Here is a 21279-nt window from a genome sequence, read left to right on the forward strand (position 1 = left end):
GTTGACTAGACTGTGCGCGACTTGAGGCAGGAACACCGCATGCAACTTCGATGGACACTGCTCGCGCTGGCGGCAAGTTTACTCTGCGTCCCGGCCGCGTCGGGGCTTGCCGAATTCGGCATCGAAGGCATGGGCGTGGTCTCCACGCCGGCCAACGAAGCGCGCGCCACGCTGAGTCCGGACGGGCAACGCATCGTCTGGGCCAGCGACCGCGCCGGCGGCACCGGGGGCTGGGATCTGTGGCAGGCCCGGTTGAATGGCGGGCGCTGGCAGAACGCAGAAGTGCTGCCGATCAACACCGCGCAGGACGAGACCTCCCCGCTGTTCAGTGCCGATGGCCGCTGGCTGCTGTTTGCCTCCAGCCGCCCTGGCGGTGCGGGCGGCGCCGACCTGTATCGCGCACCGGTGGATGCGCAGGGCCGGATCGGTGCGGTGCAATCGCTGGGCGCGGCGATCAACAGCCGCGGCGACGAGCGCTCCCCGACACTGTCGCTGGACGGCACCCGCCTGCTGTTCGCCAGTAATGGCCACGGTGGCGCAGGCGGCATGGACATGTTCGTGGCGCGCTGGGATGGGCAGGCCTTCATCGCGCCGGTGCCATTGAGCGATATCAACAGCGCTGCCGACGAGCTGGATGCGGCCTGGCTTGGCGATGGACGGGGGCTGGTATGGGCACGCGGCCGGCAGGATGGTCCCAGCCAGTTATTGCTGGCGACCTGCAACAACGGCCATTACACCGTGGGCCAGGCAGTGCCGCTGTCGTTCAACGGGCCGCAGGAACGCACCTTCGGTGCGGTGGTGGATGCGGCCAAGCCAGGCGAGTTGCTGGTGACCGGCAGTGCGCGCGCACCGCGTGCGGGGCAGCTGGACATCTACCGGATGAAGGCGCCGGCGGTGGAGGGGGATACGAGCTGCCGTTGAGGATGGGTGGGTGCGCAGACCCTTGCCAAGGGGCTGCTGGGAATACTACTTCACGCCAAGCTGCTGCAGAGCGGATGATCTGGGTCCTCGCTGCAGGGTTGCTGATCTGCTGTTTGGCTGCACGAGGTCTGACTGCATGGCTGCTGATCTGAGGCTTGGTCGCAGGGCCCTTGCCCGCCCACCATCGCAGGACACGCCGCAAGTACGTCCTTGTAGGCTCTTACGCGGCATCCATACCGCGTAAGGTCCCGCGACGGTGAGCGGGCAAGGACCAGTCGGGATGGTCGGTGTGCATGGTCAGAAGCGGGAGCGGCAGCCTGCGGTCAGATGCAGCGGTGGTTGCATGATCCTTGTGATCTGGCAGACGTGGTCTGATTTCCAAAACTTTCCGTCGAAGGCGGGCAGCAGGTGAATTGGGTTTGCCCCCTATCGCTAATAGTCATCCACACATGGATACAAGCAGCCAGGCCACTGCGTTAAGTCGTCTCGCTTAAGTCATCTCGCTTTTTTGCAGTTCCATCAGCGCACGACCAACTTGGCAGGCGTGATGTCCTTACCGGTTCCGGGACCCTTGGCGGCATGGATGCCGCCAAGGAGCCTCCATGGACGGATTCACGGCGTGTCCCGGAGGTGGTGAGGGCATCGCGCCCTCGACCAACCAGGCTCTCAACTGCATCCAGCAAAATGCAGCCAACAAATACCACTTTGCTCACCGCAAGGCAGGCGCGGTCGATGCTCGGAAACAGCATGTCCAAGTCGTTTACTTTGGTTCTTCCGAAACTTCCAAATCCCGCCTGACGACTGCGCGCTAGATTTTTTGTTAGCGCTCCAACGCAGCCATGCAGTGGCCATGACCGCGCTCAATACACATCGCGCCGATAACGTCCCGCTGCGGTCAGCGACTCCAGCCGCGTGTCGCCCAGCAATTCGCGCAGCGTGGCATCGACCTCACGCGCCATGCTGTCCAGGCTACCGCAGACATGGATCACCGCACCGCGATCGATCCAGTGGCGCAAGGTGTCGCCGGTCTCGCGCAAGTGATGCTGCACGTAGCGCTTGTGCGCCTGGTCGCGCGAGAACACCCGGTCCAGCTGCTGCAGATGGCCACGCGCGTGCCAGGCCTGAAGTTCGTCGGCAAACAGACCATCGTGCGCGGCCTGCCGTTCGCCGAACAGCAGCCAATGCCCGTGCACGCCGGCCAGCTCGGCCTCGCGCAGCAGACTGCGCAAACCGGCGATACCGGTGCCGTTGCCAATCAACACCATCGGCGCCTGTTCGATGCGATGGAAGCCGGGATTGGTGCGCAACCGTGCGCGTATCTGCCCACCGACGGGTGCGTGGCAGATCAGCCAGCCCGAGCCCAGGCCGGGGCTACCGTCGGCGTCTGTGGTCAGGCGCACCACCGCGGTCGCAACGCCATCGGCCGGCACGCTGGCCAGCGAGTAATCGCGGGTCGGCAGCCAGGCGCAGGCGTCCAGCCAGGTCTGCGGATCCGGATGCGGCGTGGGCGGGCGCGTGGGTGGCTCCGGCAGCACGCGCTCGGCGACGGCCTGCTGCAGCGGCAGCAATTGCGCATCGACATGCACCAGCGCGTCGGGCGGCAGTCCCCAGGCGGCCAGGCACGCGCGGACATGCGTGTAGGCGTGCGCCGGCTGCACTTCGAGGATGTCGCCCGCCTGCCATTGCGTGCCGGGCGGTGGCAGCAGATCGATCTGCCAGATCGGTGCTCCCTCGCTGCCCGGGTTGAGATGCGTGCGCGCTGCCAACGTCCAGTGCAGCAGCGTCGGGCGGGCCAGCGGCACGACGGCCACCGGCGCACCGGCAATCTGGGCCAATTGCGCATGCCATTGCGCCAGGGCCTGCGGATCGGTGTTGTCCATTTCCACTGCCGGAAACAACGGCTGCGCGCCCTGCGCCTGCAGCCACTGTTCGATGCGTCGGGAAAACCCGCAGAACTGCGCGTACTGGCGGTCGCCCAGGGCCAGCACGGCATAGGTCAGCTGTGGCAGCGTCATGCGCTGACGCAACAGTTCGCGCTCGAAGCTGCGTGCGGTATCGGGCGGCTCGCCATCGCCAAAGGTGCTGACCACGAACAAGGCATGCCGGGTGCCCTGCAGATGCTGCGCGGTGAGCTGTGCCAGCGAGCGCACCTGCACCGGCAGACCGGCCGCCTGCAGATGCCCGGCCGCCTGCCAGGCCAGCCGTTCGGCAAACCCGCTCTGGCTGGCGAACCCGATCAACCACGGCTCGGCCTGCGAGGCCGCCGGTGCACCGTGCAGGACATCGCGCGCAGCGCGCAGCGCGCGCTTCTTGCGGCGGCGATCCAGGTACAACATCCAGCCGGTCACGAAGAACACCGACATGCCGACACTGGCCAGCATCACCACGATGCGGCCCGGCAGCCCGAAGAAGCTGCCCGAATGCAGCGGAAACATGCTCACCAGCAACTGCTGGCCGCGCGGCAGCAGTGCATAGTCCTGGCGACGCAGCAACGCACCGCTGCCTGGCTCGATCTCCAGATTGTCGTAGGCGCGATCGTGATCGGGATGCTCGGGCAGGAACCGCACGCTCAGCGGTTGCCCCGCACGCGGCGGAATACGCAGGTCCAGTGCCGCGCTGTGCGTGGCCGGGATGGCATCCAGGGTGCGTTGCACGGCTGCAAAATCCACCGTGGCCGGGCGGTGATCGCGCCCGTCGCCACGCATCGCCGGCTCGGTGCCGAGCAAGGCCACCATGCCGTCGCGGTACCAGTTGTAGGACCAGGTCAGCCCGGTCAGCGCCACCAGCAGGTACACCAGCAGACACCAGGTGCCGAACACCGCGTGCAGGCTCCACAGAAAACTGCGCCCCTGCCGCCGCCATTCCACTGCCCACCAAGTGCGCAGACTCCACCAGCGTCGCGGCCAACGCAGATACAGGCCGGAAGCGCAGAAAAACAGCAGGATCAGGGTGCTCGCCCCGGTCACCGCCTGGCCGCGCTTGCCGGCGGTCAGATGGCGATGCAGGTCCTCGATAAAGGCAAACGCGCCGCTCAGCCGCGGAGCGGCGACCTTGTCGCCGGTATACGGATCGAAATACACCCGGCCGCCGCCCTTGCCGGCCAGGCGTGCGGTTGACGGACGCTTGCCGGTCGGATCGATCAGCATGCGGGTGACCGCCTGTTGCTGATCCAGGTCCAGCCGGCGCAGCAGCACATCCACCGGCATTGGCCGCTCGCCTGACTCATGCCGCTGTGCCAGCTGAGCGATGGCCGGATTGGCCAGCCGCACGATCTCGTTTTCGAAGGACATCAACGCGCCGGTCAGCCCCATCACCGACAGCACCAGCCCGGCCGTGATGCCGAGCAGCCAGTGCAATTGGAACAGGACGGTCTTGAGCACGCGCGCGCAGCCTCAAACAGTGGGCTCGCCATTGTAGATGAGAATCGTTATCGCAGTTTGCGTGGGGTCTTGGAGGCTCGCGCCGTTGACGCAATGCCGTCAGACAGCCACTGCTGTGTCACTCGATTATTGCAGCAACGCCGGTACCCACTGGTCCGCGGGAAGCAGATTGACCAAGCTGCCTGCGCCACACCTTCCCTGCCCATCCGGAAGGATGGCGCGCGCTGCACGCAGCGCAGGCCGCGAGAGGACGCGGCCTGCGGGATCATTGCGATGTTCGAATCGCGCCAAGCCTGCAAGCGCCAATTGCGGCCTGGAAGGCGCGACAGCACTGCCTCAGCGCACTCAGCCTTCTCGCAACCAACGCGCCACCTGCGGTGCGAAGTAGGTCAACACGCCGTCGGCGCCGGCGCGCTTGAACGCCATCAGCGCTTCCAGCACGCACTTGCGTTCGTCCAACCAGCCATTGGCGGCGGCGGCCTTGAGCATCGCGTACTCGCCGCTGACCTGATAGGCGAAGGTCGGCACGCGGAATTCCTGCTTCACCCGCCGCACCACATCCAGATACGGCATGCCCGGCTTGACCATCACCATGTCCGCGCCCTCTTCCAGGTCCAGCGCGATCTCGCGCATCGCCTCGTCGCTGTTGGCCGGGTCCATCTGATAGGTGGCCTTGTCGGCCTTGCCCAGATTGCCGGCGCTGCCGACCGCATCGCGGAACGGGCCGTAGAACGCCGAGGCGTACTTGGCCGAATAGGCCATGATGCGCACATTGAGATGGTCCTGCGCATCCAGCGCGCGGCGGATCGCACCGATGCGGCCATCCATCATGTCCGACGGCGAGATGATGTCCACACCGGCTTCGGCATGCGACAGCGACTGCCTGACCAACGCCTCGACGGTGATCTCGTTGAGCACATAGCCTTTGGCATTGATGATGCCGTCCTGGCCGTGCGTGGTGTACGGGTCCAGCGCCACGTCGGTCATGATGCCGAGTTCGGGAAACCGCGCTTTCAGTGCGCGCACCGCACGCTGCGCCAGGCCGTCCGGATTCCAGGCCTCGGCCGCGTCCAGGCTCTTGCCGGCCGGGTCGATCACCGGGAACAGGTCGATCACCGGAATGCCCAGCTCCAGGGCCGCTTCGGCTTCGCGCAGCAATTCGTCCAGCGACAGGCGCTCGACGCCGGGCATGGACGCGATCGGCGCGCGGCCGGACAACTCATGCACGAACACCGGCCAGATCAGGTCATCGGTGGTCAGCGTGTTTTCGCGCATCAAACGGCGCGAAAACGCATCGTGGCGCATGCGGCGGGGACGGTAATGGGGATGGGCCATCGTGGGCTCCTGTCAGCAGCCCGCAAGTTTACGCCCGCGACCCGCCGCCGAACGCGCTGCGACGCTGTGTCGCAGCGGTGCAACGGGCCGGATCACGCTGTGATCAATGCAGATGCAAGCGTGATCCGCTTGGACCACGCGGTCAGCTCACCCCACAGGGAACGCGCACGGCTGGCGGCGGTGCCGCGCGTCGATCTTCTCCATCGCCAGTTGGTGCACAGCCCCTCGAGCTCGCGTGACCTGCCTGGAAGGCGACGCCGCGTGCTAGATCACGCCGCCGCCCAGGCTCAGGCGGATCACCCCGACCACGATCACCAGGCCGTTGAGCAGCAGACCGGTCTTGGCACGTCCGCGATTGCCGGCCGAGGTGAACAGCAGCGCGATCGCCGCGATCAGCGCGCCCACCGCCGCAAACGGGATCAGGAACCAGTTGCCCCAGCCCAGCAACGGGATGAAGGCCAGCACCATCCACAGCAGCGCCACAATGCCCCACAGCAGGCTGATCAATCCCACGTGCCACCTCGCCATTCAAAGAAGCTCCGAGCTTAGCGCCACGCCCGCCAAGGCGCTGTGGGCAGGTGGTCACCCTGACCAATGGCGGCTTGGCGGTAGCCTCACGTGGGCATGGCTAGGGTGCGGCAAAGTCCGGAGCGATTCAGTCCGGGCGCCGGATCATCGTTGCCATTACCCACAGGGGGTTCCACCATGTACATGCAATCGCTGATCAGGAATGCCGCCATCGCGGCAGCCACCGTTGCCTTGCTGGCCGGTTGCGCCAGCAATTCCAAGGTGATGCTGGGCCAGGCGCGCGCGCCGATCGACCCTGCGCAGGTGCAGGTGTACTCCAATGCGCCGGTCGGCTCGGTGGAGATCGCCCAGCTCGAATCCACCAGCGCTGCCGGTTTCGGCACCCAGGGCCAGACCGATGCAGCCGTGCAACGGCTCAAGCACGAAGCCGCCAAGCTCGGCGCCAACGGCGTGGTCATCGTCGGCGTGGGCTCCGAACGCTCTGGCGGCGGCCTGTCGGTCGGCGGCGGCAGCTACGGCGGTCGGGTCGGCGGTGGCCTGGGCATCGGCATCCCGACCACACAGAAGCGTGCGGCCGGCATGGCGATCTGGGTGCCGGCGGGGGCGCAAGACTAGGACCGCTTGCTGATTGCTCCTCTCCTGCTGACAGCAGTCGCTACGTACTTGCGGCCAGTCAGTTAGCTAATATGGCTGCCTTCGAAAGCGTTATCGACCTTTGATTGCCGACCCGCATGCGTCCGGACGTTCATGGCTTGGACGCATGTCCACAAGGTGAAACCCGAGATAGGATGCGTTATCTTGCCCAGGCAGATGAGTTCGCAGGTAGCGCCTGCGCATCTCACAAACAAATAGGAATTGGGTGCTCTTAGCGAATGATCAAATCGCCAATCATTGATGAATTGCATCTATTGACCTCCCTGGACATAAGGACTAGCGATGAAGAACTTGATATGGATATTGGTATTGTTTTTTGCAGGCCAGGCCGAGATTCAGGCGCAAAGCGTTTATGAAAAGCTTGTGTGCCGCGACAATGACCCATTCGTATTCTGTACACAGGGATGCAAAGGTGCCGACAAGAATTGGATAGCGATAGATCCAATTAGTGGGACAACAGCACCGATGCTAGGCTACTGTGTTCAACCCAGTCTTTCCGTCTGCTGCAAAGGCCCGTATTGCGGACCATGGACCCAGACTGGAATCGATGCGTATTACCAGTACAAAAGGATCTGCCCCAAAGCGATGAAGCGAGGTAGTTGGAATGGCAAGAGGCCGCCTGAAAACGTTCCTCATGACCATTGAGTGCAGATGCACTGGATAAGCGTCGTGAAGCGGCACATGCGCATCAGACGATGCATCGCTGCCTGCGGTCCCCAGCCTCAAAGAACCGGACCGGCTAGTTTCGGCAGGCGCCGATCACTTCTGCCGTTTGAAACGCATTGCATCCGTTCGATGTAGCTGCAGTCTGAAGACATGGAGTCGATCCATCGGCGCGTCATTCGGGACCGCGCCGCAGATCCAGCCTCATACAGCTGTCAGAGTCAATCAATTTGACTGGCTGTGATTACGTAGCTGCGCCGGGATGAACTGGGTTTCCACCGCCTTGGCCAGCTGATCCGGCGGCAGCAGGCCCTGGTCGAGCAGGAAGTTGTTGAACGCCAGGCGGTCGAACTTCTTGCCCAGGACGAGCTCGGTGCGCATGCGCAGTTCGAGGATGCGGGTGTAGCCGTAGAAGTAGCTGCCGGCCTGGCCGGGGGCGCGGACGGTGTAGCGGTCCAGTTCCTGGCGGGTCATCGCCGGCGACAGGCCGACGTCGTCTTCGAGCACCTGGCGTGCGCGTTCGCGGTCGATCAGGCCGAGGTTGAGCATCGGGTCGAGCATGGCGCGGGCGGCGCGCAACAGGCGGAACTGCAGGGCGATCAGCTGGCCGTCGAGCGGTTCGTACGGGACCATTTCGGCTTCGGCATACAGCGCCCAGCCTTCGACGTTGACCGAATTGAACGCGAACAGGCTGCGCGCCAGCGACACGCCGCGTTCGACCATGGCGGTGAACTGCAGCTCGTGGCCGGGGCGACCCTCATGCGCGCTGAGCGTCCAGGCGGCCGAGCCGAAGTTGAAGTCGTCGTACTGTTCCTTCTTGGCGCCGTCGGCGGTCGGGTTGCCCAGCGGCAGCACGAACTGACCCTGCTGGCCGGTATTGCCGATCAGCGGGGCCGGCAGGAAGTGCGGTGCCGGTTGCGCAGCACTTTCGGCGGCACTGCCCAGGCGCATCTGCATCGGGCGATTGGGCACATCGACGATGCGCTGCTGACGGATGATCGGGTCGATCTGGTCGATCACGCCGCGGTAGTGGGTTTCCAGCTGGTCGTCGGCGATCTTGTTGCCCTTGAGCGCGCGGATCACCTGCACGTAATCGCTGCCCTGCACGCCCTTGGCCTTGGCCACCAGCGGCGCGAGCTGACGCATCGCCGAGCGGGTTTCCATGAATTCCAGCTGCGCGCGCTGGATCAGCTGCTGCGGGGCGATATCGATGCCGACCTGCTTGAGCTGGAAGGCATACAGCGGTTCGGGCAGGCGGGTGTCCTTGCGCGCCTTCGGCAACACCGTGGTGCGGGTCCAGTTGGCGTAATCCTTCAACTGGGTGGACATCGCCTTGAGCGCTTCGTCACCGCCGACGATCTTGTACTTGGCGAACAACTCGCCGATGCCGGCGACGTAGGTGTCCACGTTCGCCAGCGCCTGCTCCACTTCGCGCTGGGTGGGCTGCAGCAAGGTGGTGTTGCCAAGCTGTTCTTCGTAGCGCTGGCGGGCCAGCGTGGTGGTCGGCGTGCTGCCCGGCACCAGGCCGACGTAACGCTTGAGGCGATCCAGCGCCTTGGCGCGGCGCTCGGGCACGGTCTGGTCGGACAACAATCCATTGAGGCCGCTGAAGACCAGCTGCGGGGCATCGTTCCACGGCAGCAGGTAGCGCTCGTTGAGTTCGCTGCCTTCGATGTTCTGCTCGGCCGCAGCGATCATGATCTGCAGGTCCTGGCGCACATTGACGTCGCGCTCGGTGGCCAGCTTGGCCTGCAATGCGGCACGCGCCTTGTTCATCGCATCGCGGTAGCGCGCGGCATTGTTTGGCCCCAGGTCGATGACCTGGTCATCGTAGCCGGGCACGCCGAAGAAGCTGGCGTATTCGGGCTGGAACGGCGCCTGCGCGTTCAGCAGGATCTGTGCGTAGCCGTTGCTGGTCTGCACCCAGGCCGGCGTGGCAGGTTGGGCCTGCGCGGCCTTACCGGTCTGTGCCTGCAATGGCAGCGAAGCACCGAGCGCCAGTGCAATGGCGAGAACAAGTGGTTTCATGGGGCGGATCCGCAAGTTGAGTAGCGCGACCCTACCCATCCGCAGCGGTTGCGGCAATGCGTCTTAGGTCATGGTCGGCAGGAGTGCGGCGGCGTTTGCGGGTCGGCTACCAGGTTGATTGAATTGGCCGATCTACTGGCGAATATCAGCATTTGCTAGCGCCATCGCCCGTGCCTGCGACCGGCGTCCACCTGCCGCCGGCTTCCCTCACCGCGCGCCCTGTGCAGGTCCACGCTGCGATGGGCATCTGCTGCCCGACCGGCCTTGTGAATGTCGCCGATGCCAGGCATCGGCGGCCGTTTACCACTGCAGTCCCGTCTCCCCGGCACCCGATTGCCGGCCGCTCAGGGCATCAGGCAGCGCTGGATAAATGCCTCCGCGGTCTTGTAACGATGCAAGGCAGTGCTGCCGGACAAGCCGTGCTTGGCGCCGGGATAGGTCATCAATTCGAAGGCAGTGCCGCGCGCCTGCAACGCGCTCATCAGCGCGGTGGAGTTGGTGAACAGCACGTTGTCGTCGGCCATGCCGTGGATCAGCAGCAGCTTGGCGCGCAGGCCGTCCAGATGGGTGGCGATGCGTGCGTCGAGGTAGCCGGCAGCGTTGCCGGCCGGCAGGTCCATGTACCGCTCGGTGTAGTGGGTGTCGTACAGGCCCCAGTCGGTGACCGGTGCGCCGGCTACGCCGCAGGCGTAGGCGTTGCTGTGTTTGGCCAGCAGCATCAGCGTCATGTAGCCGCCGTTGGACCAGCCCTGCACGCCGATACGGGTGGGATCGATCCAGCGCTGCGCCTTGAGCCAGGCCACGCCTTGCAGCTGGTCGTCCACCTCGACAGTGCCCTGCCTGCCGTACAGCGCGCCACCGAAGTCGCGGCCGCGTCGCGGGGTGCCGCGGTTGTCCAGCGAGAACACCACATAGCCACGCTGGGCAAGGTACTGATCAAACAACGCATCGCCACGGCTTGGCCAGGCATCAAGCACGGTCTGCGCGGCGGGGCCGCCATACACGTACACCATCACCGGATAGCGCTTGGCCGGGTCGAAGTTGTCCGGTTTAATCAGGCGATACTGCAGCGGCGTGGTGCCGTCGGCAGCGGTGAGCGTGCCGAATTCCACCGGGCGCTGCGCGTCACGGTATCTGGCATACGGGTGCTGCGGATCGGCCAGATCGTTCTTCAACAATGTGGCGATTTTTTCGCCATTGGCACGGAACAGCTCGATCTGCGGCGGCGTGGTGGTGTTGGACCAGCTGTCGACATACACGCTGGCGTTGTTGGCGAAACTGGCGGCGTGCGTGCCGTGGGGTGTCGAACGTTTTTCGATCGCACCGCCGGCCAGCGGCACGGCGTAGATGTGGGCCTGGGTCGGCGATTCCTTGCTGGCGGAAAAATACACCGTGCCGGCTTGCTCATCGACGGCGAGCAGTGCATCGACCACCCAGGCGCCGGAGGTCAGCGGCGTGAGCGTGCGGCCGTCTTCGGATGCCACATACAGATGTTCGTAGCCGCTGCGCTCGGAGGTCCAGATGAAGCGACCGTCCTCGAGAAAACGCAGCTCGTTGTGAAGCGGCACCCAGGTCGGCGAGGTCTCGGTGATCAGCACGCGTTGCTTGCCGCTGGCCAGCGTGGTTTCGATCAACTCGAGGGTTTTCTGGTCGCGCGACTGGCGCTGGAAGGTCAGCCGCTGCGCATCGCGCCAATCCACCCGTGCGAGATAGATATCGGGGTTCTTGCCCAACTCGATCCAGCGCGGAGCGGCGTTGGCACGTGGCGCGATCACACCCAGCCGCACGGCCACGTTGGGCTGACCGGCCTGCGGATAGCGCTGGCTGATGACCTCGGTATGGTCGGCATAGACCTCCGGGCGCTTTTGCACCGGCACGCCGGATTCGTCGATACGCGCGAAGGCAATCGCCGAGTCGTCCGGCGCCCACCAGTAGCCGGTGTGGCGATCCATTTCCTCGTCGGCGACGAACTCGGCCACACCGTTGCCGATGGTCTCGCTGCCGTCGCTGGTGAGCTGCAGCTGCTTGCCGCTGGCCAGATCGATCACCCACAGGTTGCGCTCGCGCACGAAGCTGACGAAGCCGCCCCTGGGCGAGAGCTTGGCGTCGGTGGCGAAGCCTTCGCCGTGGGTGAGCTTGCGTACTGCCGCCGCGCCGGTCTTGCGCAGATCGTACAGATACAGCTCGCCACCGAGCGGGAACAGCAGTGCATGTGCGTCCGGCGCCCACTGGTAATCGACGATGCCGGCGAAGGCGGCGATGCGTTGGCGCTCGCGGCGGGCCTTTTCGACATCGCTGAGCGTTTCGGTGCCGGGCAATACGAGCTTGGAATCGACCAGCAGCCGGGTCTGGCCGCTGGCGATGTTGTACTCCCACAGATCCAGTTGATTGCGGTCGCTGTCCCTGCCGCGCAGGAAGCTCACGCGCGAGCCGTCGGGGGCGACCTTGGGTTTCATCAGCGTCGGGCCGGACAACGGCAACGGTCCGGTAATGGCATCGAGGGTGAGTTTTTCGGCGTGGGCAGTGGTGATCGTGCTGAGCATGAGGGCAAGGGCGGCGAACAGGGCGCGCATCGAAGATCCTGTCTTGAGATAGCACACAGGATGCGGGCGCGTGGGGTGTTTGAGAAGCGCGGCGATGCTGCGCGTGCGCGATGAAGGGCTGCGCGCGGTTGTGAGCGTGTGCTGCAGCATGGTGCTTGGGTTGTTGTCGCTCAGTTTCTAGCGAGCAGAGGTGCGTTTGGGCTGATGGTCGCAGTTGGCGGGCTGCGGATGGTGCATGCGCGTTTCGTGGTGCGCAGGTTACGGGGGGCGGTGGGTCTGGCTCCACTTGCATACCCTCACCCCAGCCCCTCTCCCGGGGGAGAGGGGCTCGGACGCCGTGTGGAACTGCTGTGCGTGCCGCGCTGTTGCTACTGCGCCCTCAGCGCTTGCCGAACAGATGCTTGCGCTCTTCCTCGCTCAGCGGCTTGCCGGCGTTGGGGTTGACTTGCTCCTTGAGCGCATACGCACGTTGCGTGGCCGGGCGCGCGGCGATGGCGTCGTGCCAGCGCTTCAGATGCGGGAACTCGGCGTAATCGGGGCGGATGTCGGCATAGACCTCGATCCACGGATAGCTGGCCATGTCGGCAATGCCGTATTCCGGGCCGGCCAGGAACGCCTGCTCGGCCAGGCGCTTGTCGAGCACGCCATGCAGGCGACGCACCTCGGCGTTGTAGCGTTCGATCGCGTAGGGAATCTTTTCCGGCGCGTAGACGTTGAAGTGGCCCATCTGGCCACTCATCGGCCCCAGCCCGCCCATCTGCCAGAACAACCATTCCAGCGCGGCGATGCGGCCACGCGCATCGCGCGGCAGGAAGCGGCTGGTCTTCTCGGCCAGGTACAGCAGGATGGCGCCGGATTCGAACACGCTCTGCGCGGGACCGCCGTCAGCCGGTGCGTGGTCGACGATCGCCGGCATCTTGTTGTTGGGCGAAATCTGCAGGAAGGCCGGCTCGAACTGCTCGCCCTTGCCGATGTTGACCGGCTTGAGCGTGTAGTCCAGCCCGGCTTCTTCCAGGAACAAGGTGACCTTGTGGCCATTGGGGGTGGGCCAGTAGTACAGGTCGATCATCGTGCGCTCCAGTTCGGCAGGGGGGTGGCACGCAGCCGCGCGCCTCGACGATCGATGGTACGACCAAGCCCGCGACCTGCGCGTGCGCTCGCCGTGGTGCTGACTGGAACGATGTGTGACGCGATTGCTCGCGGCCGATGCTGCAGTGCAAGTTGACTTGGTTAAGGCTGCGCTCACAAATGCACGACTGTTTCATCGACCTTCGCCTGTCCCGCCTGGGGCCGGCTTATCTTCACTTGGGGAAGAATCATTGTGAGAGAGCCACGCACCCTGCCGCGCACGCGGCGTCTGACGTCTGCCCTGCTGTTTGCCTTGTCGACGCCGCTGGCCGCGCAGACCGCACCGCCGCCGCAGTCCGCGTCCACCGTTCCGGGCGCAAGCCAGGCCGATCCGGCCACGCTCGATGCGGTGCAGGTCACCGGTATCCGCGGCAGCCTGACCTCGTCGATGAACGTCAAGCGCGATGCGCAAGGCATCGTCGACGGCATCGTGGCCGAGGACATCGGCAAGTTCCCCGATACCAATCTGGCCGAATCGCTGCAACGTATCAGCGGCGTGTCGATCGACCGTTCGCTGGGCGAAGGCTCGCGCGTCACCGTGCGCGGCGTCGGCCCGGACTTCAACCTGGTGCTGTTGAACGGCCGGCAGATGCCGGGCGCCAGCATCGAGGAATCCAACGCCTCCAACTCGCGCGCGTTCGACTTCGCCAACCTGGCGTCGGAGTCGATCTCCGGCATCGAGGTGTTCAAGACCAGCCGCGCCAGCACGCCCACCGGCGGCATCGGTGCGACCATCAACATCAAGACCAGCCGGCCGCTGGACAACCCGGGCCTGCATGCCAACGTCGGCCTCAAGGGCGTGCACGACAGCTCCAACGAGAATCTGCCCGGACGCCTGCAGGGCGATGCGCTGACACCGGAAATCTCCGGCATCTTCAGCAACACCTCGGCCGATGGACGCTTCGGCGTATCGCTGAGCGGCAGCTACCAGGAACGCGACTTCGGCTATAGCCAGGTCGGCGTGCCCAACGGCTGGCGTTCGTTCCGCGGCGATTCCACCGCCTACGGCACCATCCCGCAGCCGGGCGCGCCGGGCTCGGAGAACATCGTCAACCGCCCCGGCCCGAATGACATCTATTCGGTGCCGCAGAACCTCAACTACCGCGTGGTTGGCGTGGAGCGCCAGCGCACCAACGGCCAGTTGACGCTGCAGTACAAGCCGCTGGACAACGTCACCACCACGCTGGATTACACGTACTCGGAAAACAAGATCCAGCAGCAGCGCAACGAGATGTCGGTGTGGTTCAACTATTGGCCGTCGGCCAGCGCCTGGACCAATGGCCCGGTCGCCGGGCCGGTGAGCTATTCGGAAATCGTCAATCCGGCCACCAGCGATCTGGCCACCGCCGGCTCCAACGCGGCCACCCGCAACCAGAACAAGTCGCTGGGCTTCAACGTGGATTGGGCGGTGAACGACCAGTTCAAGCTCAACTTCGACATCCACCGCTCCACCGCCGAAGCCGGTGCGGACAGCCCGTTCGGTTCCAGCAATTCGCTGGGCGTGTCCGGCTTCTACCGCGGCACCTCGGTGGTGGATTTCAGCAAGGATTTCCCGGTGCTGCAGCAGCAGCTGGGCTTCGGCCTGACCGGGCTGGATCCGTCGCGCACCTTGGTTACCGGCTCGGCGTTCCGTAATAGCTACATGAAGTCGGAGATCGACCAGGCCCAGGTCAACGGCGACTTCACCTTCGAAAATTATTCGCAGTTGAAGTTCGGCATCGGCAGCACCGAGGTCAAGAACCGCTCGGCGTTCTCCAACGTGCAGCGCGACACCTGGGGTGGTGCCGGCACCGCGGCCGATTATCCGGATGATCTGTGGATCCCCAGTTCGTTTGCACAGTACTTCGATGCGATCGACGGCAGCGGCAACCCGGCGCAATTCAACCAGCTGTTCCTGTTCGACTTCGAACGTGCCCGCCAGGCGGCCGCGCAGGTGGCCGGCGACGATGCGCTGTACCGCACCTCGCCGGTGTTCACCACCGACCGCCGCGTCACCGAAAAATCCAAGAACGCCTACCTGCAGTGGAACAACAGCTGGGACGATCTGCGCGTGCCGATCAGCCTGGCCGCCGGTGTGCGTTACGAAGAAACCAAGGTGGAGGCGCAGGCACTGGTGCCGGTGGCGGTGGGTATCGACTGGGTCGCCAACAACGAGTTGCCGATCCGCCTGGCCGACTCGGCATTCGCCAGCGGCAGCGGCAAGTACGAATACTGGCTGCCCAGCCTGGACCTGAGCTTCAAGCTCACCGAGGATCTGGTGCTGCGCGGCAGCTACGGCGAAACCATCGGCCGGCCCGGCTGGGGCGATATCCAGGGCGGGCAGACACTCAACCAGATCGCGCGCCTGGAAGGCGGCACCGGCCAGGAAGGCAATCCCGGCCTCAAGCCGCTGCTCTCGCACAACATCGATTTCTCGCTGGAGTGGTACTACAGCGATGCCAGCTACGCCTCGGTGGGCTTCTTCCGCAAGAACATCGACAACTACATCGGTGTGACCACGCGCAACGATGCCTCGCTGGGATTGAACACGCCGGTGGGTGGTGCGTACTGGAACGAAGCGCTGGGCAACGGCTGCGCTTCGGCCGACCTGACTTGCATCCGCAACTACATCTTCCGCAACCGCGGCGGTGCGCCCGGTGTGGTGCGCGGGCAGGACGATTCCAACGGCAACGCCACCGGCGTGATCAGTGGGCAGCCGGGCGATCCGGTGGCCAATTTCGCCATCACCGCGCCAGCCAACCAGCGCTCGGCCTCGCTGGACGGTTGGGAATTCAACCTGCAGCACATGTTCGGCGACAGCGGCTTTGGCGTGTCGGCCAACTACACCAAGGTCGACTCCGGCCTGACCTACGACAACTACGTGATCGGCGAGCAGTTCGCGCTGGAAGGGCTGAGCGACTCGGCCAACGTGGTCGGCTTCTACGACAGGGACAAGTGGCAGGTGCGTGCGGCCTACAACTGGCGCGACGAGTTCCTGGCCGCACGCTTCGACGGTAGCGGCCAGCCCAACCCGGTCTACACCGAAGCCTATGGTCAGCTGGACCTGAGCATCGGCTACCAGTGGACCGAGAACCTGTCGCTGAGCCTGGAGGCGATCAACCTCACCGACGAGGTGCAGCGCCAGCACGGCCGTCACCCGAACCAGATCATCTACGCCACCCAGACCGGCCCGCGCTACATGCTGGGCGTGCGTTACAAGTTCTGGTGATGTGAGCGCTGTGGTCATGCAGTGATGTTCTTTTAAGCGCTCCCGGCAGCGAGTCTGCCGGGAGGGTTTCGCACGGCGCTCTCGTGGCGTTTCCCGGATGTGTCGCATCCGGGACTTGCCATGCCGAAGCAACTGTCCAAGCATGGGCCACGCGCCCCGCGTGATGTGTCTTCCCCACCATGACCAATGCCGTGTTGTTGAACAACCTCGATCACCGCGACCTGCGCGTGATCACCGCGCACGGCGCCGCCTACGGCGACGACGTGATGTCGGCCGCGACCTTTCCGCAGGAATTTCGCCAACTGCAGGCGCAATACCCGATCGTGTTCCATCGCAGCGGCGAGCGCAGTTTTCAGCCGCTGGCATTGCTGGGATTACGCCTGGGCGAGAACCTGTTCCTGGACGGCGCGCGCTGGGATGCGCCGTACGTGCCGCTGGCGATCCAGCGCCAACCGTTTTTGATCGGCGAGCAGGCGGACGGGCCGATGGTGCACGTGGACCTGGACAGCCCGCGTATCAGCCGCAGCGAAGGCGAGCTGCTGTTTCGCGAACACGGCGGTACCACCGAATTTCTCGACCACATCAGCCAGGTGCTGCGCGCCTTGCACGATGGCCTGGCCGCGAGCCAGGCGTTCGTCGCACGCTTGCTTGGCTACGACTTGCTCGAAGCGTTCGTGTTCGAGGCCACGCTGCAGAACGGCCTGGAATGCCGTCTGACCGGGCTCTACGCGGTGCACGAGGAACGCCTGCGCGCACTCGACGATGCGGCCCTGCTCGATCTGCACCGGCATGGCGATCTGGAACCGTTGTACATGGCGGTGGCCTCGATCGCGCAGTTCCGCCATCTGCTCGACCGCATGCAGCGCCGTCATGCTGGCTGAGCCGCGCGCCATTGAAGAACGGCACGGGCTGGACCCGCAGCAGCTGGACCCGGCCGTGCTGCGCTCCACCACGCCGTTGGTGTTGCGCGGGCTGGTGCGCGACTGGCCACTGGCGCAGGCCGGCGCCACCTCGGCGCAGGCGGCGGCCGCCTACCTGCGCGGTTTCGATCGCGGCGAAGCGGTGGTGGCACAGGTCGGCCCGCCGGACATCGGCGGGCGCTTCTTCTACAACGCGGACATGAGCGGCTTCAATTTCCGCCCCGAGCGCGTGCCGCTGGGCGTGGTGCTGGAGACCTTGCTGCGCGATCTGCACAACCCGCAGCCACCGGCGATCTACGTCGGCTCCACCACGCTGGACACCTACCTGCCCGGCCTGCGCGCGCATAACCCGATCGCGCTGCCGCAGCGCGAGCCGCTGGCCAGCATCTGGATCGGCAACCGCACCCGCATCGCCGCCCACCAGGACCTGCCCGACAACCTGGCCTGCGTGGTCGCCGGGCGCCGCCGCTTTACCCTGTTTCCGCCGCAGCAACTGGCCAATCTGTATATCGGCCCGCTCGATCTCACCCCGGCCGGTCAGCCGGTCAGCCTGGTGGATATCGCCGCGCCGGACCTGCAGTGCTTTCCACGCTATGCGCAGGCGCTGGAACACGCGCTGGTGGCCGAGCTGGAACCGGGCGATGCGTTGTTCATTCCGAGCATGTGGTGGCATCACGTCGAAGCGCTGACGCCGTTCAACGTGCTGGTGAATTTCTGGTGGCGGCAGAGCCCGGCCTACATGGATTCGCCGATGAACGCGCTGATGCTGGCGCTGCTCACCCTCCGCGACCTGCCAGCAGAACAGCGCGCGATCTGGCAGGACGTGTTCGACCATTACGTGTTCGATGCCGATGCGGACACCGCCGCACACATGCCGGAGTCTGCACGCGGCGTCCTGGCGCCGATGGACGAGGCCCGTGCCCGCAGCCTGCGCGCGCGGTTGCTGCAACGCCTGAATCGCTGAGGATCTGACGCCATGACCGACACCGCCCCTTCCGACCCACAACAGCGCCCGGTACGCCGCGTCGTCATCGCCGGTGGCGGCACCGCCGGCTGGATGGCCGCCGCCGCGTTATCCAAAGTGCTGGGCCGGCACCTGCAGATCGTACTGGTGGAATCGGACGAGATCGGCACCGTGGGCGTGGGCGAAGCCACCATCCCCAGCCTGGTCACCTTCCACCGCCTGCTGGAAATCGACGAAGCCGCGTTCATGGCCGCCACGCAGGCCACCATCAAGCTGGGCATCGGCTTCGAACACTGGCGCGATGTGGACCGGCACTACATCCATTCCTTCGGCCACACCGGCACCGATCACTGGAGCGCGGGCTTCCAGCATTTCTGGTTGAAGGGCCGGCAGCGTGGCCTGGCGCGCGACTTCGGCGACTACTGCCTGGAACTGCGCGCCGCGCAGGAAGGCCGCTTTGCGCATCTGCCCAATGGCGGCATGAATTACGCCTACCACCTGGATGCCGGCCTGTACGCGCGCTTCCTGCGCCGCTTCAGCGAAGGCTTCGGCGTGCAGCGTATCGAAGGCCGCATCGGCAACGTGGAGACCCACGCGCACAGTGGCTATCTCACCGCGCTGACGCTGGACAACGGCACGCGGGTGGAAGGCGATCTGTTCCTGGATTGCACCGGCTTTGCCGGCCTGCTGATCGGCAAGACGCTGGGCGTGGGCACCGACGATTGGTCGCAGTGGCTGTTCGCCGACAGCGCACTGGCGGTGCAGACCGAATCGGTCGGCGCGCCGGTGCCCTACACCCGCTCGCGCGCCGATCAGGCGGGCTGGATGTGGCGCATACCGCTGCAGCACCGGGTCGGCAACGGCATCGTGTACTCCAGCCGCTACATGGACCAGAACAGCGCCGCACAGGTGCTGCAGCGCAATCTCAGCGGCCGCGCACTGACCCAGCCGCGCGCACTGCGCTTCACGCCCAATCAGCGGCATCGGGTATGGGAAAAGAACTGCGTGGCGCTGGGCCTGGCCAGCGGCTTTCTGGAGCCGTTGGAATCGACCAACATCCATCTGATCCAGCGCGGCATCATCCGGCTGATGCAGACCTTTCCGCAGGTCATCAACGATGTCGACATCGCCGAATACAACCGCCAGGCCGCCGCCGAAATCACCCATATCCGCGATTTCGTGATCCTGCACTACCACGCCACCGACCGCCGCGACACGCCGTTCTGGCGCGATTGCGCGGCGATGGACATCCCCGACACGCTGCGGCACCGGGTGGAGTTGTTCCGCCAGAGCGGGCGGGTGTTCCACCAGGCCAACGAGCTGTTTGCAGAAAATTCCTGGGTGCAGGTGATGCTGGGCCAGGGCATCACGCCGAAGCAGCACCACCCGGTGGCCGATCTGATGGGCGATGCCGAGCTTCGTCATTTCCTGGAAACCATCCGCACACGGGTCGATGCCGCATTGGCGCGGCTGCCTGCGCATGCGGACTTCCTGCGCCGCTACTGCCCTGCGCCGCCGCTGCCCGAGCCGGCCACGCGGCTGCCGGCCGACGCCGCACTGGTCACCGGAGTGCGATGAATTTCGCGCCCGGCAGGCGCCCCCCTTGGCTTAGACCGCCCCAGCAATGCTAGATTGCCGCTTTGCCGTCCATTGCGGGAACAATGGCCGGCCTCGCCGCAGCATCTTTCGCAATCGGGGTAAGGGGGACGCATGTTGGATCTGACACAGGGCCGTATGGCACGCCGGATCGCGCCGGTCATTTTGTTGGTCGGCCTGGCCGCCTGCTCCAAGCAGGACGACAAGGCCGCCACCACCGCGCCTGCCACCGGCGCCACGCCTGCGGCACCGGCCGCCGCGCCGACGCCGGCTACGGCAGTGTCGCCGCAGGTGCAATCGATGGCCGCCGACCAGTTGCGCGCATCGGCCACCAAGGCCTTGCAGGACAATCGCATGTACGCACCGGCCGGCGACAACGCGGTGGAGTACTACCTGGCCTTGCGTGAAAAGCAGCCGCAGGACGCCACCGTCAACAGCGCGCTGACCGATCTGCTGCCGTACACGCTGATCGCCGCCGAACAGGGCATCAGCCGCGAAGAATTCCCCGAAGCGCAGCGCCTGATCGCGTTGATCGAAAAGGTCGACCCCAAGGCACCGGCACTGCCGCGCCTGAAGAGCGGCCTGGAGACCGGCATGAAGACCGCCGCCAGCCGCTCCGAGCAGGATGCCGAGCAGGCCAAGAAGCTGGTCGAAGACAAGGCCAAGCAGGCCGCCGAGCAGAAGCGTCTGGCCGAGCAGCAGACCCGCGAGGCGGCCGCTGCGCAGCAGATCGCCGCGCAACAGGAAGCCGCCCGCCAGCAGAGCGCAGAGGCCGAACGCCAGGCCGCCGCGCGCCGTCAGGCCGAGACCCCGACGCCGGCTCCAACTCCGGCCGCCCCGCGCCCGGCCCCGGCGACTGCCGCAGCTGCACCGGCCGCGCAGTCGCTGCGCCCGATCAGCACCCCGGCACCGCGTTACCCGCCGGAAGCGCTGCGCGCCGGCACCTCCGGCGAAGTGCTGGTGGAGATCACCGTCGGCACCGACGGCTCGATCACCGCCTCGCGCGTGCTGCGCGCCACCCCGCCGCGCGTGTTCGACCGCGAAGCGCTCAATGCGGTCAAGCGCTGGCGCTTCGAACCGGTGGCTGCCCCGGTGACCACGCGGCGCACGTTATCGTTCAACCCGGGCGGTTGAGTGGGGCGTTGGGCGATCGAGTCGTTCTGCATGCGGTTGAGTGAGTCTGTTGGTTGATCGCTTGGTTGCTTGGTTGATCGCTTGATCGCTTGGTCGTTGATCGCTTGATTGGTCGATCGTTTGTTGATTGCTGGCTGATGGCTGATGGCTGATGGCTGATGGCTGATGGCTGCCGATGATCGATGCACTGCACGCCCGGCGAATGTCGGGCACCAAACAAAAAGCCCGCAGCGATGCGTAATGCTGTTCACTTAAGCAATTGAGTTACCGAAAATCT

General features: G+C 65.4%; 14 protein-coding genes. 8 read left to right on the forward strand and 6 right to left on the reverse strand.

The features are described 5' to 3' along the window. Positions 1-39 precede the first annotated feature (39 nt). Positions 40-921, forward strand: coding sequence for a TolB family protein (locus tag XARJCFBP2528_RS20830; RefSeq protein WP_026064392.1), 882 nt, complete (start codon positions 40-42; stop codon positions 919-921). 602 nt (positions 922-1523) lie between these two features. Next, the gene (locus XARJCFBP2528_RS23640) at positions 1524-1733 is read left to right on the forward strand and encodes a hypothetical protein (RefSeq protein ID WP_155410739.1); all 210 of its coding nucleotides are present in this window, start codon (positions 1524-1526) and stop codon (positions 1731-1733) included. Positions 1734-1781: 48 nt separating this feature from the next. Here the strand turns inward: XARJCFBP2528_RS23640 and XARJCFBP2528_RS20835 are convergent, their stop codons facing one another. The 3 genes from XARJCFBP2528_RS20835 to XARJCFBP2528_RS20845 all read right to left on the reverse strand — a co-directional run bounded on the left by XARJCFBP2528_RS20835 (position 1782) and on the right by XARJCFBP2528_RS20845 (position 6143). Further along, a complete protein-coding gene (locus tag XARJCFBP2528_RS20835; RefSeq protein ID WP_016902794.1) occupies positions 1782-4301 on the reverse strand; it encodes a PepSY domain-containing protein in 2520 nt (839 codons plus the stop codon). A gap of 345 nt (positions 4302-4646) precedes the next feature. Next, on the reverse strand, positions 4647-5636 hold the full coding sequence (gene hemB, locus XARJCFBP2528_RS20840; protein WP_026064393.1) for a porphobilinogen synthase: 990 nt from the start codon (positions 5634-5636) through the stop codon (positions 4647-4649). A gap of 264 nt (positions 5637-5900) precedes the next feature. Further along, entirely contained in the window at positions 5901-6143 is a 243-nt protein-coding gene (locus XARJCFBP2528_RS20845; protein ID WP_005989387.1) for a hypothetical protein, read from the reverse strand. Between the two features lie 198 nt (positions 6144-6341). Here XARJCFBP2528_RS20845 and XARJCFBP2528_RS20850 point away from each other — a divergent pair, with 198 nt between their 5' ends. After that, positions 6342-6779, forward strand: coding sequence for a hypothetical protein (locus XARJCFBP2528_RS20850; RefSeq protein WP_016902796.1), 438 nt, complete (start codon positions 6342-6344; stop codon positions 6777-6779). 927 nt (positions 6780-7706) lie between these two features. Here XARJCFBP2528_RS20850 and XARJCFBP2528_RS20855 read toward each other — a convergent pair. From XARJCFBP2528_RS20855 to XARJCFBP2528_RS20865, 3 genes are all read right to left on the reverse strand, one after another. After that, positions 7707-9509: a DUF885 domain-containing protein gene (locus XARJCFBP2528_RS20855; protein ID WP_026064394.1), complete on the reverse strand. Its 1803-nt coding sequence runs from the start codon at positions 9507-9509 to the stop codon at positions 7707-7709. 344 nt (positions 9510-9853) lie between these two features. Beyond that, positions 9854-12082 carry a S9 family peptidase gene (locus XARJCFBP2528_RS20860; RefSeq protein WP_016902798.1) on the reverse strand — a complete coding sequence of 743 codons (2229 nt, stop codon included), beginning with the start codon at positions 12080-12082 and terminating at the stop codon, positions 9854-9856. A gap of 349 nt (positions 12083-12431) precedes the next feature. Further along, positions 12432-13121 carry a glutathione binding-like protein gene (locus XARJCFBP2528_RS20865; RefSeq protein ID WP_016902799.1) on the reverse strand — a complete coding sequence of 230 codons (690 nt, stop codon included), beginning with the start codon at positions 13119-13121 and terminating at the stop codon, positions 12432-12434. Positions 13122-13373: 252 nt separating this feature from the next. Here XARJCFBP2528_RS20865 and XARJCFBP2528_RS20870 point away from each other — a divergent pair, with 252 nt between their 5' ends. The 5 genes from XARJCFBP2528_RS20870 (at position 13374) to XARJCFBP2528_RS20890 (ending at position 21002) form a co-directional block, all read left to right on the forward strand. After that, the gene (locus XARJCFBP2528_RS20870; RefSeq protein ID WP_047125047.1) at positions 13374-16388 is read left to right on the forward strand and encodes a TonB-dependent receptor; all 3015 of its coding nucleotides are present in this window, start codon (positions 13374-13376) and stop codon (positions 16386-16388) included. A 179-nt stretch (positions 16389-16567) separates the two neighbouring features. Next, a complete protein-coding gene (locus XARJCFBP2528_RS20875) occupies positions 16568-17269 on the forward strand; it encodes a SapC family protein (RefSeq protein WP_016904638.1) in 702 nt (233 codons plus the stop codon). Then, on the forward strand, positions 17259-18272 hold the full coding sequence (locus XARJCFBP2528_RS20880; RefSeq protein ID WP_016904637.1) for a cupin-like domain-containing protein: 1014 nt from the start codon (positions 17259-17261) through the stop codon (positions 18270-18272). Before XARJCFBP2528_RS20875 ends, XARJCFBP2528_RS20880 begins: the two co-directional genes overlap by 11 nt. A gap of 12 nt (positions 18273-18284) precedes the next feature. Beyond that, complete coding sequence (locus XARJCFBP2528_RS20885) at positions 18285-19850, forward strand: tryptophan halogenase family protein (protein ID WP_016904636.1); 1566 nt, start codon at positions 18285-18287, stop codon at positions 19848-19850. Positions 19851-19982: 132 nt separating this feature from the next. Continuing rightward, entirely contained in the window at positions 19983-21002 is a 1020-nt protein-coding gene (locus XARJCFBP2528_RS20890; protein ID WP_016904635.1) for an energy transducer TonB, read from the forward strand. Positions 21003-21279 lie beyond the last annotated feature (277 nt).

The sequence above is a fragment of the Xanthomonas arboricola pv. juglandis genome, from assembly GCF_001013475.1.
In the GTDB taxonomy this organism is placed as follows: domain Bacteria; phylum Pseudomonadota; class Gammaproteobacteria; order Xanthomonadales; family Xanthomonadaceae; genus Xanthomonas; species Xanthomonas arboricola.

What these genes read in the sequence shown, in the direction of transcription:
- XARJCFBP2528_RS20830 (WP_026064392.1), top strand. Translation starts at nt 40, where the DNA reads ATGCAACTTCGATGGACACTGCTCGCGCTGGCGGCAAGTTTACTCTGC.
- XARJCFBP2528_RS23640 (WP_155410739.1), top strand. Translation starts at nt 1,524, where the DNA reads ATGGACGGATTCACGGCGTGTCCCGGAGGTGGTGAGGGCATCGCGCCC.
- hemB (WP_026064393.1), bottom strand. Translation starts at nt 5,636, where the DNA reads ATGGCCCATCCCCATTACCGTCCCCGCCGCATGCGCCACGATGCGTTT.
- XARJCFBP2528_RS20850 (WP_016902796.1), top strand. Translation starts at nt 6,342, where the DNA reads ATGTACATGCAATCGCTGATCAGGAATGCCGCCATCGCGGCAGCCACC.
- XARJCFBP2528_RS20855 (WP_026064394.1), bottom strand. Translation starts at nt 9,509, where the DNA reads ATGAAACCACTTGTTCTCGCCATTGCACTGGCGCTCGGTGCTTCGCTG.
- XARJCFBP2528_RS20860 (WP_016902798.1), bottom strand. Translation starts at nt 12,082, where the DNA reads ATGCGCGCCCTGTTCGCCGCCCTTGCCCTCATGCTCAGCACGATCACC.
- XARJCFBP2528_RS20865 (WP_016902799.1), bottom strand. Translation starts at nt 13,121, where the DNA reads ATGATCGACCTGTACTACTGGCCCACCCCCAATGGCCACAAGGTCACC.
- XARJCFBP2528_RS20875 (WP_016904638.1), top strand. Translation starts at nt 16,568, where the DNA reads ATGACCAATGCCGTGTTGTTGAACAACCTCGATCACCGCGACCTGCGC.
- XARJCFBP2528_RS20880 (WP_016904637.1), top strand. Translation starts at nt 17,259, where the DNA reads ATGCTGGCTGAGCCGCGCGCCATTGAAGAACGGCACGGGCTGGACCCG.
- XARJCFBP2528_RS20885 (WP_016904636.1), top strand. Translation starts at nt 18,285, where the DNA reads ATGACCGACACCGCCCCTTCCGACCCACAACAGCGCCCGGTACGCCGC.
- XARJCFBP2528_RS20890 (WP_016904635.1), top strand. Translation starts at nt 19,983, where the DNA reads ATGTTGGATCTGACACAGGGCCGTATGGCACGCCGGATCGCGCCGGTC.